Raw genomic sequence first — 14,361 nt, forward strand, 5'->3', positions numbered from 1 at the left:
CTTTCCCCTAGTTATAATGAACACATGACGGAACCAGCCTTTTAAGTACATTTATAGATAGTATATCCAGATACGGAAGAACGTCTATTGTGGCAGGCAGCGGAAACGAGGGGGCTGCCGGCGGCCATATGGAATTAGACCTTTCCTCAGGCAGAAGGCAGGAGGCTGAACTTTCTGTAGGCCCTTATGAAACAGGGTTCAGCGTTCAGATTTGGAAATATTTTACAGACGTGGCCTCTATTACTTTAATGACGCCTTCCGGACAGCTTTTAGGGCCGTTGGAGGAACACGTGGGAAAACAGGAGTTTATATACAGGGATACTAAAATCTTAGTTTATTATGGATTTCCCAGCCCATACAGTCTGGCTCAGGAAATATATTTTGACTTTATTCCCAGAAAGGATTATGTAGAATCAGGAATATGGAGATTTATACTGGACCCTGCAAAAGTGGTGGAGGGGCGTGTGGATTTCTGGCTGCCGTCTGCAGCTGTTTTAAACCAGGAAACTATGTTTTTAGGCTCTGTGCCTGGAACCACCCTGACAATCCCTTCTACGTCGGCCCTTGTAATTACTGTGGGAGCTTACGACGACGCATATCAGACATATGCAGATTTTTCCGGCAGAGGCTATACCAGAACAGAAGATCAGGTAAAACCGGATTTGGCGGCTCCCGGCGTAGGCATTGTAACTGCTAAAAGAGGAGGAGGATATGAAGCTGTTACAGGAACCTCTTTTGCCGCCCCTTTTGTCACCGGCAGCGGTGCTCTTATGATGGAATGGGGGATTGTACAGGGAAATGATCCCTTTTTATATGGACAGAAGCTGAAAGCTTATTTGCAGAGAGGGGCCAGACAGATTCCGGGCTTTGATACTTTTCCAAATCCTCAGATCGGTTACGGCGTATTGTGTTTAAGGGACAGTATTTTGCCATAAAATGAAGAAACAGTATAAATTTTCACAAATTTATGGTACAATAAGCATAAGTATCGGTTATCAGCCCATATAATAGAAACAGGGCCTTTTCACGTGAGAGAGGATTGGTGCGGATGAATATTAGGGAAGCAGCAGAGCAGTGGGAGGAGGAATATCTCAGTCCATATGCTTCTTTCAGCAATCAAACAAAAGGGCGGGACAGAAAAGAGGCCCTTTGTGACATTAGACCGGAATATCAGAGAGACAGGGACAGAATTCTGCACAGTAAGGCATTCCGCAGGCTGAAACACAAAACCCAGGTGTTTTTGGCTCCTGAGGGAGACCACTACAGAACTCGCCTTACCCATACCCTAGAGGTATCCCAGATTGCCAGAACGATTGCCAGGGCCTTGCGGCTGAATGAAAGCCTGACAGAGGCCATTGCTCTTGGCCATGATCTTGGCCACACGCCTTTCGGCCACACAGGGGAGAAAATTTTAAATGAAATCTGCGAGGATGGATTTGCCCACTACAGACAAAGCGTCAGAGTAGTGGAAATTCTGGAAAAAGAAGGCAGAGGCTTAAATCTTACGTGGGAAGTGCGGGACGGAATTTTAAATCACAGAACCAGCGGTAGTCCGTCTACATTAGAGGGAGGAGTCGTCAGGCTTTCTGATAAAATTGCTTATATTAACCATGATATTGACGACGCTATAAGGGGGAGGATTTTCCGGGAAGGAGATCTGCCCTCCTGTTATACAGATGTGTTGGGACACAGCGTCAGAGAAAGGCTGAATACTATGATTCACGATATTATTGAAAACAGCCTGAACAGAAATGAAATCGCTATGTCCACAGGCATGGAGGAAGCTATGCAGGGGTTGAGAACATGGATGTTTGACAATGTGTACAGAAGTTCGGCCGCAAAGGCGGAGGACGGAAAAGCACAGCAGCTGATTGTAGCCCTGTACCAGTACTATATGGTTCACATAGATCAGCTGCCGGAGGAATACCACTATCTCATGGATGAGCTGGGGGAGAAAAAAACCAGAGTCGTATGCGATTATATTGCAGGCATGAGCGACAGCTACGCCATAGATACATTTGAAGAATTATTTGTACCGAAAGCGTGGAAAGTGTAGGAGGTTCCATGTATTATCCAGAAGAACTTGTAGAGGAAGTAAGAACCAGAAGTGACATCGTAGATGTGATTTCCGGATATGTAAAACTTCAGAAAAAGGGAAGTAATTATTTTGGGCTTTGCCCGTTTCACAATGAAAAGTCTCCCTCCTTTTCCGTTTCTCCTTCCAAACAAATGTATTACTGTTTTGGATGCGGAGCAGGAGGAAACGCCATTACCTTTGTAATGGAATATGAAAATTACAGCTTCAGCGAGGCCTTAAAAATGCTGGCGGACCGGGCGGGAATTGAACTTCCAAAGGAGGATATTTCTAAAGAAGCCAGGGCCAGAGACGATTTAAGAGCCTCCTTGCTGGAGATTAACAAGCTGGCTGCCAATTACTTTTATTATCAGCTGCACAAACCTCAGGGGGAGGTAGGCTACAGGTATTTAAAAAACAGACAGCTGAGTGATGAAACTATGAAAAGGTTTGGCCTGGGATTTGCCAATAAGACCAGCAGCGATTTATACCAGTATCTCAGGTCAAAGGGATACGAGGACAGTCTTTTAAAGGAAACAGGCCTTGTGACAATAGAGGAAAGAGGAGCCCACGACAAATTCTGGAACAGGGTGATTTTTCCTATTATGGATGTAAACAACAGAGTTATTGGTTTTGGCGGCCGGGTAATGGGGGACGGGATGCCAAAATATTTAAATTCCCCGGAAACCAGGATTTTTGATAAGGGAAGAAATTTATATGGTCTGAATTACGCCAGAACCTCCAGAGAAAAATATATTCTGGTATGTGAAGGATATATGGATGTAATCGCCATGCATCAGGCCGGTTTTATTAACGCTGTGGCCTCCCTTGGCACAGCCCTTACTTCTCAGCACGCAGTTTTGCTGAAAAGATATACAGATAAAGTGGTTTTGACCTATGACAGCGATGGGGCGGGAGTAAAAGCCGCTCTCAGAGCCATTCCTATTTTAAAAGAGGTGGGCATATCTGCAAAAGTTTTAGATATGCAGCCTTATAAAGACCCGGATGAATTTATGAAAAATCTGGGGGCAGAGGAGTTTAAAAAACGGATTGAAAATGCCAGAAACAGCTTTCTCTTTGAAATAGATATTATCAGAAAGGAGTTTGACAGAAACGACCCGGAGCAGGAGACGGAGTTTCACAATCAAACAGCCAGAAAGCTTTTAGAGTTTCAGGAGCCTTTGGAAAGAGATAATTACATACAGGCAGTAGCCAGAGAATTTTTTATTCCATATGAAGCTTTAAAAAGACTGGTCAACAATCTGGGAAATAAAATAGGATTTACTCCGCAAAATATGGAAGAGCGGGAAAGAGAGAAAAAGTCTTTAGGAGGCAGGAAAAAAGATAAGGAAGACGGAATCAGACAGTCACAAAGACTGCTGCTTACATGGCTGATTGAAAATCCCGGCCTGTTTGAGAAGATTGACGGAATTATTACGGCGGAAGACTTTAAAGAGCCTTTGTATTACAAGGTGGCAGCATTGGTTTTTGAAGGACATGCCGCCGGAAAGCTGGAGCCGGCAGGGATTTTAAATCACTTTATAAATGACGAAGAAGAATACAGGGATGCAGCAGCACTTTTCAACGCCAGCCTGAATGAGTCCTTGGGAAATGAAGAACAAAAGAAAGCATTTTCGGAAACAGTACTGAAAGTAAAGAAAAACAGTCTGGATTATGCCAGCCGCAATGTAAAAAATATAGAAGAACTGCAGAATATTATCCGGGAGCAGGCTGCTCTGGAAAGTCTGCATATTTCTTTGGAATAAAGGACAGACTTATTTAGGAAGGCTGCGAGAGGGTGGAAATATGATGGAAAAAAATACTGAATTGACAGGAAAGATGGAACAGCTGCTGGCAGAGGCCAGAAAAAAGAAAAATATTTTGGAGGAGCAGGAAGTTCTGGAAATGTTAAAGGGAATTCCTGTGGATGTAGAGCAGCTGGATCAGGTGCTGGACTATTTGGAAAATAACGGGGTGGACGTACTAAGGCCGGCGGAGGAAGAAATTGATCCGGACTTATTTTTAGAAGATGAAATTGAGGACGAGGATATTAATCTGGAGGACATTGATCTGTCTGTTCCGGAGGGCGTAAGTACGGAGGACCCGGTGCGCATGTACCTGAAAGAAATAGGAAAGGTGCAGCTTTTGTCCACAGAAGAGGAAATCCAGCTGGCTAAAAGAATTGAGCTGGGGGATGAAGAGGCAAAACAGCGCCTGGCGGAGGCCAACCTGCGTTTAGTAGTCAGTATTGCCAAAAGGTATGTAGGCAGAGGGATGCAGTTTTTGGACTTGATCCAGGAAGGCAATTTAGGGTTAATTAAGGCTGTGGAAAAGTTCGATTACACTAAGGGCTACAAGTTCAGCACTTACGCTACCTGGTGGATTCGCCAGGCAATTACCCGTTCCATTGCCGACCAGGCCAGAACCATCAGAATTCCTGTGCATATGGTGGAAACCATTAACCGCCTGATCCGCGTCTCCAGACAGCTGCTGCAGGAGCTGGGAAGAGAACCTACCCCTGAGGAAATTGCAGCCAGAATGGATATACCTGTGGAGCGGGTAGGGGAAATTATGAAGATTTCTCAGGAGCCTGTATCCCTGGAAACTCCTATTGGAGAGGAAGAGGACAGCCACTTAGGGGACTTTATTCAGGACGAGCATGTGGCGGTGCCTGCAGACGCAGCTACCTTTACCCTGCTGCACGAGCAGCTGATGGAAGTCTTAGACACTCTCACAGAAAGAGAGCAGAAGGTATTAAAGCTAAGATTTGGTTTAGTAGACGGACGTCCCAGAACCTTGGAGGAAGTGGGAAAGGAATTTAATGTTACAAGAGAGAGAATCCGTCAGATTGAGGCTAAGGCTTTGAGGAAGCTTCGTCATCCCAGCCGCAGCAAGAAGCTGAAGGACTATTTAGATTAATGGAGAAATACAATGAAATTGTCACATAGATTAGAAACAATTGCTTCCTTTGTTCCCAAGGGAAGCATTGTTGCTGATATCGGCACTGACCACGGCTACATTCCTATATGGCTGCTGCAGCAGAAAATCGCTGTAAAGGCGATTGCCATGGACGTAGGGGAGGGGCCGCTAAAACGGGCCAGGGAACATATTGTTTTGTATGGACTGGAGGACTTAATTGAAACCAGGCTTAGCAACGGACTTTCAGGACTTTACCCAAAGGAAGCAGATACTGTGGTCATTGCAGGCATGGGAGGGGAACTGATCATAAAAATACTGACAGAGGGAAAGCATATGTGGCCGTCTGTAAAACGATGGATTTTATCTCCCCAGTCGGAAATACATAAGGTGAGACGGTTTTTAAGAACACACGGTTTTTGTGAGGAGGAAGAAGCCTTTCTCTTTGACGAGGGAAAATACTACACAGTGATTGCCGCCGGTCCCTGGAAGGGGGAGGAGGCAGTGGCAGAGAACACAGAGACAAAGACTGTTTACGATCTTTACGGAGAAATTTTAATTAAACAGAAAAATCCTGTGCTTTTAGAATATTTAGAAAAAGAAAAAGTAAAGAAGTTAAGTATACTGGAAAAGATGAAAGACAGTACAGGAAGCAGCAGGATTTTCAGTCTAAAAGAAGAAATTAAACAGATCCAGGAGGCAGAATATGAAATGCAGTAACATTATAGAAAAGCTGGAGGAGCTGTGTCCTCTTTCCTGCGCCTGTGAATGGGATAACCCAGGGCTTTTAGCAGGCAGACAGCACAAGGAAGTGAAAAAAGTTCTCCTGGCTTTAGACGCCACAGATCAGGTGGTGGAGGAAGCCATCAGGCAGCAGGCAGATATGCTGATTACTCATCATCCCTTGATTTTTAAGCCTTTAAAAAAGGTGAATGATCAGGATTTTATCAGCAGAAGAATTTTAAAGCTGATACAAAGTGATATTTCTTATTATGCTATGCATACGAATTTTGACAGCGCTCCAGGCTGTATGGGAGACGGGGCGGCAAAAAAATTAGGTTTGACAGATGTGCGCCCTTTAGAGCCTATGGGAATTATGGAAAAAACAGGTATTCCTTTTGGAATTGGAGTTGTGGGAATGCTGCCTCAGGTTATGACGGTGTCAGAGGCGGCAGGCTTTGTAAAACAGCAGTTCGGCCTGCCTTTTGTCACTGTGTACGGTGAAGATGAAATAAAGGGAAAACAGCAGCTGGCGGCCGTGTGTCCCGGCTCAGGGGGAAGCGTTATAAACAATGCCCTGGAAGCAGGAGCGAAAATTCTGGTGACAGGAGATATCAGCCATCACCAGGGAATTGACAGCGCAGCCTGCCAGATGGCTGTAATTGACGCAGGCCACTATGGACTTGAGTATATTTTTATGGATATGATAAAATCTTATTTAGAAAATCAGTTTCAGGGGCAGCTGGAAATTAGCTGTATGCCTGTAAGTTTTCCGGCGAAAATGGTTTAGAAAGGGGAGGTGCCTATGGCTGTAAAAGTAACAGTAGAAGGAGAACAAAGAGTTTATGGAGATCACGAAAGGCTTTTAACTGCTGCCAGAGATTATCAAAGCAGGTATGATTCAGATATTCTGCTGGCAAAGGTAGACGGAAAGCTGCGGGAGCTTCAAAAAGAAATCATAGACGGAACGAATATTACCTTTGTTACTGGAAAGGAAAAGCCGGGCATACAGACATACGAGAGAAGCGCCACCTTGCTGATGCTGAAGGCCTTTTATGACGTGGCCGGAAAAGAAAACGTAGATAAGGTAAAAATTGAATTTTCTCTGGGACAGGGATTTTTTGTCAGCGCCAGAGGCAGGTTTACATTAGATCAGGCTATGGTGGAAAAAATAAAGGAAAGAATGAAGGAGCTGGTTAAAAAACGTTTGCCTATTGAAAAGAAAAACGTGCACACAGACCAGGCCATTGAAGCTTTCCACAAATACGGAATGTACGACAAGGAAAAGCTGTTTAAATACCGGAGAGTTTCCAGAGTGAATTTATATTGTCTGGGTGGATTTGAAGATTATTATTACGGGTACATGGTGCCGGACACAGGGTATTTAAGGTATTTTGACCTGGTGCCCTATGAAGCCGGATTTATGCTGATGCTGCCCAGATTCGGCTCTCCAACAGAGGTGCCGGAATTTGTGCCTTTGAAAAAGCTTTATTGCACCTTAATGGAATCTACAGAATGGGGAGAAAAAAGAGGAATCTCCTGCACCGGCGATTTAAATGAAGAAATCTCTAAAAAAGGCTGCAATGAAATGATATTGATTCAGGAGGCTTTTCAGGAGAAAAAAATTGCGGAGCTGGCCCAGGCGATTGCAGAGCAGCCGGATAAAAAAATTGTGATGATCGCAGGCCCCTCTTCCTCCGGGAAAACTACATTTTCCAGAAGGCTGTCCATACAGCTTCAGGCCTTAGGATTAACGCCTCATCCCGTGTCTGTGGACGACTATTTTGTAAATCGGGAAGACAGCCCCAGAGATGAAAATGGAAATTATGATTATGAAGCCTTAGAATGTATCGACCTGCCGGTGTTAAACAGGGACATGACGGAGCTGTTACAGGGAAAGAGAATCGAGCTTCCCAGATATAATTTTAAAACAGGCAGAAGAGAGTACAGAGGAGAATATTTGACTATGGGCAAATCAGATATTCTGGTAATGGAGGGAATCCACTGCTTAAATCACAAGCTGACCTACGATATGCCCAGGGATAATCAATTTAAAATTTATATCAGCGCTTTGACTACATTAAATATAGACGAGCACAACCGTGTTTCCACCACAGACGGACGCCTTTTAAGACGTATGGTGCGGGACGCCAGAACAAGAGGAAATTCGGCCTTAGATACAATAAGAATGTGGCCCTCTGTCAGAAGAGGGGAGGAGAAGCACATTTTTCCTTTCCAGGAGGAGGCGGACGCTATGTTTAATTCCTCCCTGCTGTATGAGCTGGCTGTGCTGAAGCAGTATGCAGAGCCCTTGCTGTTTGGAATTCCAAGAGACTGTCCGGAATACTTAGAGGCCAAACGTCTGCTTAAATTCCTGGACTATTTTCTGGGCATTGACAGCAGAGACGTGCCCAACAACTCTCTGCTGAGAGAATTTATTGGCGGCAGCTGTTTTAATGTGTAGTTTTCCCAATAAGCCTTTGATATTGTAAATAAAGGATCTGAAAAACCGGATTTTTTCTTTTTTAGAAAAATGCTTGGTTTGCTGTATGGAAAATAATATAATAAATATTATAGATACATACAAATAAATACAGATGTATTTGTTTTAAATAATAATTGGGCAGGAGGTAATTATTATGGCTGAACAGGCATTAGTGCAGGCACGTATGGATAAAGAACTGAGAGACGAGGTTGCGGATATATATGAAGCGTTGGGACTGGATATTCCAACAGCTATCCGCATGTTTTTTACACGTACAAAAATGGTAAGAGGAATTCCCTTTGATACAACGCTTCCAGAAAAGATGATCACAAGGACAGAAGCAGCCGGGATTTTTAATGACTTGCGGATGGAAGCTTCTGATGTGCCAGAAATGTCATTGAAGGAGATTAATGATGAGATTGCGGAGGTGAGGATGGAAAGAAAGGGATGATAATTCTTACCTTGTGACGGGAAACCAGAAGCACTATCCCATAAAAGATTTTATTGTAACGCCTGCTGAGATGGTGAAAATCCTCCAACAACATAGTTAATATTATGAACACCTATGTAACCTTAGAGATAAGGCTGCACCGTTTTTTTTATACTATCGGCAATAAGAAGGCTTGCAGTATAATATGAAAGGTTCTGCATGAAAAAAGGAGGCGGAAGGATAAGAAGATGAAAACATATGTAAAAAAAAGGGTGGCTGTGGCGGCAGTCTCCCTTTTAGCAGTTTTATTGCTGCTGTTTTTGTTAATGGATTTTCTGCCGGGAACGCCTTTTAATGATGAAAAGCTGGGGGCAGCTCAAATTGCTGTTCTAAAAGCAGAGTACGGTCTTGACAAACCGGTTGTTATACGTTTTTTTAATTATATAGGTCATATGATTACAGGCGATTTTGGCCTGTCTTATTCTATTGGGAAAAATATGCCGGTGGGAGAGCTGATTGCAGACAGGTTTTGGCTGTCCTTAAAGATCGGAGGCCTGGCTGTGACGGCGGGAATGGGAATTGGATTACTAATAGGAGTGGGGGCGGCTCTTAAAAAAAATAAGGCTGCAGACTGGATTGTGGGGGCAATTACTGTTTTAGGCGTCAGTATGCCCTCTTATGTGGCGGCTTTGGCTTTTTCTTACGTGCTAGGCTTCAGAATGAAATGGTTTCCTATTTTATACCGTCCGGGCCAGCCTGGGTTTTCGGCAGTTCTGCCGGCGGCAGCATTATCCCTTCCTATGGCTGCGGCTGTGGCCAGAACGGTCAGGGCTGAGATGATAGAGATTTTAGAATCAGATTACATGATGTTTGCCGTTAGCAGAGGAATTCCGTTTAGGCGGCGCATCTGGGTTCACGGATTAAAAAATGTAATGGTCCCGGTGATTGCAGTTGCCTCTCCTTTGGCTGCAGTGATTATGACAGGTTCTCTGGCAGTGGAAAAGGTATTTTCCATTCCAGGGGCAGGCAGCTTAATGGTAAACGCCATACAGTCTAATGACTATAATGTGACAGCGGCGTTGGCATTTTTGTACAGCCTTCTCTATATTGGGTTTTCTCTTGTCTCAGATCTTTTATTTCAGTGGCTGAATCCCAGAATCAGATTTTGTCAGGAGGAAAAATAAGATGAAAAAAGAAAAGGCGGGGATTATCATTCTTCTGGCAATCTGTTTTTTGGCGTGGGCAGGGCCTGTTTTTAGCGGAAGGACTGCCTGGGAGCAGAATCTGGACATGCAGTCTATGGCGCCCAGAGTTCCAGGCATAGAAAAGCTGGGGATTCTGGACGGACATGAGACAGTAGTCACCTCCGCAGGAACTATGAAAAGGAACAGATACAAGGAGTCGGAGGAAGGAAAAAATACATATTACTGGTTTGGCACTGACGTGCTGGGGAGAGACATTTTTACAAGAACATGGGAGGGAGCCAGAATTTCTCTGACAGTGGCCCTTCTGGCTGTGGCGGCTGATGTTTTATTAGGCCTTGCATATGGAGCTGTCAGCGGCTATCTGGGAGGCAGAATAGATTTTGTTATGCAGAGAATTGTGGAAATTATAAATGGTATTCCCAACTTGGTAATTGCTACAATACTTATTGTAGTTTTAAGGCCTGGAATCCCTTCCGTTATGCTTTCCATAGGCCTTACAGGATGGATAAATATGAGCAGAACTGCCAGGGCTAAAATTATGGAAGTGAAAAATATGGATTATGTTTTGGCGGCTAAAACTCAGGGAGCAGGAACCAGATGGCTGATTACAAAAGAAATTCTGCCTAATATTGGTGGCCAGCTGGCTGTGGCGGCTTTAGTTTCCGTGCCAAATGCGATTTTTATGGAGGCATTTCTGGCTTTTATGGGGTTGGGGATTCCGGCTCCGGCCGCCTCCCTGGGAACTATGATTTACGACGGGTTTTTAGTATTTACAATTCACCCTTATATGGCGGCGGCGCCAGTGATTGTTTTGGCCTTTATTATGGCCGGATTCCAGCTGACGGCAGAAGGCATAAGGGACAAGCTGGATTCCAGAACAGCTTTATAAATTACATATATAGAATTTAGTTTTAAGGTCCAATGATAAGGGAGAATACTATGAGAGAAAATCAGGCGCCTTTACTTTCAGTAAAGGGACTTTCTGTTACTTTGCCTGCTACAAAGGGAGGCAGGGAGGAAGTGCGCATAGGCCCTATAGATTTAAATGTCCACTCAGGAGAAATCGTAGCTGTAATCGGCAGCTCAGGAACCGGAAAATCTACGTTTTTAAAAGCATTGCTTCAATTTTTGCCTGAAAAAAGCAAAGTTCAGGGAACAGTTTCCTTCTGTGATGAGGAGGGGGAGCTGGAACTGACAGGTTTAAGAAAAAAGCAGATGGAAAAACAAGTTTATGGAAAAAAAGCAGTTATGATTTTCCAGGAAACAGACAGACTTTTAGATCCGTCCATAACTGTAGGACATCAGCTGGAGGAAGGGTTGATCTGCAGCGGACAGGCAGGGAAAAAACAGGCCTTTTTAGCTGCGGAGGCTTTGCTGGAGCAAATGGGCATGAAAAAAGAGGAAGGCTTTGGAAAAAGATATCCCCATCAAATATCAGGGGGCCAAAGGCAGAGAGTCGCTATCGCTTTAGCATTAACAGGGAATCCAAAGCTGTTAATCTGCGACGAATCTACGTCAGCTTTGGATTCAGGGACAGAAAGGGATATTTTTAATATGCTGAAAACATATTCCAGGGAAAAGAACATGGCGGTGCTTTTTGCTGTTCACGATTTAAAAGAGGCAAAAAAGGCGGACAGAGTGATTGTTATTGAGGAAGGCAGAATTGTGGAGGAGGGAAAGGCAGATCAGGTATTATTAAGCCCTGAAAGCTCCTACACAAAAAAGCTGCTTCAGGCTGCTTTCGATATGGAGGCAGGGCAGATAAGTCTTCAGGCAGAAGGCTTACAAGGTACAGAGGTTTTGCTGAAAATAAGAAATTTAAAGCAGCATTTTAAGGAAAAGGGAAAGCTGATAAAGGCAGTGGACGGAGTTTGCCTGGACATAAAAAAGGGGGAGATTTACGGGCTGATAGGAAGCTCCGGGGCAGGAAAATCCACCTTGGGAAAAACCTTGATGCTTATGTATCCGTCTGCACAGGGCAAAATCATATTTGAAGGTAAGGAGTACAATTTTTCCAGCAAAAAACAGGAGAAAAAAGAATACTACAAAAAAGTGGCCATGGTATTCCAGGATACGGCTTCCAGCCTTAATCCCTCCAGAAAGGTAGAGGATTTAGTAGCTCAGGCCTTAGATATTCAAAAGCTGTACGCTACAAAAGAGGAGAGAAGGCAAAAGGTGAAAAAGGCATTGGAGGCAGTGGGCCTGTCAGAAGAAATCGCCGGCTGCTATCCCCATGAGATTTCCGGAGGCCAAAGACAAAGAGTGGGAATAGCCAGGGCCATTGTCGCCGAGCCTAAATTAATTATTGTGGACGAGGGGGTCAGCGCCCTAGATCCAAAGCTTCAAAAACAAATCGCCATGGTTTTAGGTGATCTGAGGAAAAAAACAGGGATTTCTGTTTTATTTATATCCCATGATCTGCCTGTAGTAAGCCATATTTGTGATAGAATCGGTATTTTACATCAGGGAAGGCTGATAAAGGAGGGGCGTTGGTGAAAGTAAAAAGAATATGTCTGCGGATTTGGATTTTGACGGCTATATTAGGGGCAGGATTTTTGTGGGGCTGCCAGAGAAAAACTACTTTTTACCAGCCCCGCCATCTCCGCCTATCCCTGGACGCAGAAATATCCACCTTAGATGCTCAGGCGGCTATGGACAGCGCTTCTTTAGAAGTAGTGGGATGTATCATGGAAGGCCTTTATACAATAGACGGCCAGGGAAATGCAGTAAATGCCATGGCGGAAAAAACAGAGCGGTCTGAGGACGGAAAAACCTTTATATTTACTATACGGGACAGTAAGTGGTCTGACGGAAGCCCTGTGACGGCAGATGATTTTGTGTACGGCTGGCAGAGAGCGGCAGATCCTGCCTTAGGTAATTCCAACGCTTATTTGCTGGAAGCGGCAGGTATATCCGGAAGTAAAATGGCAATCAGCGGGGAAACATCCACAGAAAATATAGGAGTAAGGGCCTTAGATGAAAGGACCCTGGAAGTGACATTAGATCATTACGTGCCTTATTTTGAAAGTATGCTGGCTTTTCCCACATTTTTCCCTGTAAAAAGGCAGTTTGTAGAACAGCAGGGGGAGCGTTACGGCTTAACGCCGGACAGCCTTTTGTATAACGGTCCCTTTGTAATGAAGGACTACAGCCCTTCGGCCACATCCTTTGCCCTTGTGAAAAATAGGAATTATTGGGACAAAGAAAATGTGGAAACAGAGATGATTACATACCAGGTTATAAAAGCCCCTCAGCAAGGGCTATTGGCCTATCAAAACGGAGATCTGGACGTGGCGGTTCTTACTGGAGAGCAGGCAGATCAGCTGAAATATGATCCGGAATACACTGTAAATTTAATCAGCTCCCTGTGGTACATTTCTCCAAATCAGAAAAGGGAGGGGTTAGATAATCTGAATCTTCGCCTGGCTTTAGCCCTGGCATTTGACCAGGAAAAGGCGGCTGAGAAGGTGATGAAGGACGGGTCTAAGGCAGCTTTTGGCCCTGTGCCTTTTGGTCTGGCAAAATGGAAGGACGGCACAGATTTTGCTGAAGGAAAGGGTTATTTAAAAACAGATAAGGAAAAGGCAGCTATGTACTGGGAGAAGGCTAAAAAGGAATTAGGACAGGAGATCACCCTCAGTCTTTTAGCCGAGGATACAGAGGTTTCTTCCCTGATGGCTCAGTATTTGCAGGCTGAAATAGAAAAAACTCTGCCTGGAGTTCACATTAAAATAGAGACTGTGCCTAAAAAAGTAAGGCTGTCCAGAATGGCAAGTGGAGATTATGATTTGGGTCTGGTGCGCTGGGGGGCAGATTTTTCAGACCCAGAGGCATTTTTAGATATGTGGACCTCCCAGTCTCCTTATAATTACGGCTCCTGGAGCAATAAAGAGTATGATGAATGGATAGCAAAAGCAGGGGAGGCCTTTGGCCCTGAGGAAACGGAGGAAAGGCTGAAGCTGCTTAAAAAGGCAGAAGAAAAAGTGATGGAGGAGGCTGTTATTTTTCCAGTGTGCCAGAAAGCTTATGCTTATTTAGTCAGCAGTAAAATATCAGGGGCAGAGTTTCATCCTGTGGGAATTAACAGAATTTTCAAAAATTTGTCCTGGAACCAGGTGGACAAATAAGCAAAAACATGGTATGATAACACCGTTTTGAGTAAGACAAATGGTCGCTGCCGCAGGTACGAAAGGCTGCGGGAGAGGAAAGTCCGGGCTTCACAGGGCAGGATGCCAGATAACGTCTGGCGGAGGCGACTCCAGGGACAGTGCAACAGAAATAAACCGCCGCTTATGCGGTAAGGGTGGAAAGGCAGTGTAAGAGACTACCGCCCTTCTGGTAACAGAGGGGGCACATGTAAACCCCATTTGAAGCAAGGCCGAACAGGGAGCATAAGGCGGCCCGTCTGCTCCGGGTAGGCTGCTTGAGCCTGACGGCGACGTCAGGCCTAGATAGATGACCATTCAACGACATAACCCGGCTTATCGTTTTGCTCATAAAAAGAGGAGCTGGAAAATATTTCAAAGAAAGT

Annotated in this window: 11 protein-coding genes, 1 other RNA gene and 1 pseudogene; all 13 read left to right on the forward strand. The window is 44.6% G+C overall.

Annotated features, from left to right (window positions below):
- Positions 1-20: 20 nt before the first annotated feature.
- Positions 21-935, forward strand: a pseudogene (locus C1A07_RS15540) (S8 family peptidase); the annotation flags it as partial.
- Positions 936-1,048: 113 nt separating this feature from the next.
- Complete coding sequence (locus C1A07_RS15545; RefSeq protein ID WP_101877913.1) at positions 1,049-2,056, forward strand: deoxyguanosinetriphosphate triphosphohydrolase; 1,008 nt, start codon at positions 1,049-1,051, stop codon at positions 2,054-2,056.
- Between the two features lie 8 nt (positions 2,057-2,064).
- Complete coding sequence (gene dnaG / locus C1A07_RS15550; protein WP_101877914.1) at positions 2,065-3,840, forward strand: DNA primase; 1,776 nt, start codon at positions 2,065-2,067, stop codon at positions 3,838-3,840.
- Between the two features lie 43 nt (positions 3,841-3,883).
- A complete protein-coding gene (rpoD, locus tag C1A07_RS15555) occupies positions 3,884-4,993 on the forward strand; it encodes an RNA polymerase sigma factor RpoD (protein ID WP_101878171.1) in 1,110 nt (369 codons plus the stop codon).
- Positions 4,994-5,005: 12 nt separating this feature from the next.
- Positions 5,006-5,710 carry a tRNA (adenine(22)-N(1))-methyltransferase gene (locus C1A07_RS15560; RefSeq protein ID WP_101877915.1) on the forward strand — a complete coding sequence of 235 codons (705 nt, stop codon included), beginning with the start codon at positions 5,006-5,008 and terminating at the stop codon, positions 5,708-5,710.
- The gene (locus C1A07_RS15565) at positions 5,697-6,500 is read left to right on the forward strand and encodes a Nif3-like dinuclear metal center hexameric protein (protein ID WP_101877916.1); all 804 of its coding nucleotides are present in this window, start codon (positions 5,697-5,699) and stop codon (positions 6,498-6,500) included. Before C1A07_RS15560 ends, C1A07_RS15565 begins: the two co-directional genes overlap by 14 nt.
- Positions 6,501-6,515: 15 nt before the next feature.
- On the forward strand, positions 6,516-8,174 hold the full coding sequence (locus C1A07_RS15570) for a nucleoside kinase (protein WP_101877917.1): 1,659 nt from the start codon (positions 6,516-6,518) through the stop codon (positions 8,172-8,174).
- Between the two features lie 175 nt (positions 8,175-8,349).
- Positions 8,350-8,646 carry a type II toxin-antitoxin system RelB/DinJ family antitoxin gene (locus C1A07_RS15575; protein ID WP_101877918.1) on the forward strand — a complete coding sequence of 99 codons (297 nt, stop codon included), beginning with the start codon at positions 8,350-8,352 and terminating at the stop codon, positions 8,644-8,646.
- Positions 8,647-8,873: 227 nt separating this feature from the next.
- Positions 8,874-9,809, forward strand: coding sequence for an ABC transporter permease (locus tag C1A07_RS15580; protein ID WP_101877919.1), 936 nt, complete (start codon positions 8,874-8,876; stop codon positions 9,807-9,809).
- Position 9,810: 1 nt separating this feature from the next.
- Entirely contained in the window at positions 9,811-10,719 is a 909-nt protein-coding gene (locus C1A07_RS15585) for an ABC transporter permease (RefSeq protein WP_101877920.1), read from the forward strand.
- Between the two features lie 50 nt (positions 10,720-10,769).
- A complete protein-coding gene (locus tag C1A07_RS15590; RefSeq protein ID WP_180952278.1) occupies positions 10,770-12,326 on the forward strand; it encodes an ABC transporter ATP-binding protein in 1,557 nt (518 codons plus the stop codon).
- Positions 12,323-13,957, forward strand: coding sequence for a peptide ABC transporter substrate-binding protein (locus tag C1A07_RS15595; protein ID WP_101877922.1), 1,635 nt, complete (start codon positions 12,323-12,325; stop codon positions 13,955-13,957). The genes C1A07_RS15590 and C1A07_RS15595 overlap by 4 nt, the downstream gene beginning before the upstream one ends.
- 28 nt (positions 13,958-13,985) lie before the next feature.
- An RNA gene (rnpB, locus tag C1A07_RS15600) (RNase P RNA component class A) lies at positions 13,986-14,330 on the forward strand.
- The last annotated feature ends 31 nt before the right edge of the window (positions 14,331-14,361 follow it).

Origin of the sequence: Lachnoclostridium edouardi (genome assembly GCF_900240245.1) — a bacterium.
Taxonomy (GTDB): Bacteria; Bacillota; Clostridia; order Lachnospirales; family Lachnospiraceae; genus Lachnoclostridium_A; species Lachnoclostridium_A edouardi.